Consider the following 223-nt stretch of genomic DNA (forward strand, 5'->3'; position numbering starts at 1 on the left):
CAGCAGCCTGCAGCTCTGAGAACAGCCGATCCATACCATATTGCAGTACAGGATTATAATAAGTGAACAGCACATATGGTATCTTGGCGCCTTCAGCGCGAGCGCGACGCGTAGCCTCCAAGCCGTGTCTGATCGTCGTACCCCCTTGCAGTGCGCGTGCAGACGCGCGCTCGATAATCGGACCATCCGCCAATGGGTCGGAGTATGGAATACCGAGCTCGAT

Annotated in this window: 1 protein-coding gene; it reads right to left on the reverse strand. The window is 56.1% G+C overall.

Annotated features, from left to right (window positions below):
• Positions 1–223 (reverse strand): tryptophan synthase subunit alpha (locus ACXX53_RS23250; protein ID WP_458571024.1); only part of this gene is annotated, 223 nt, incomplete at both ends.

This window comes from Paenibacillus marinisediminis (assembly GCF_054343325.1).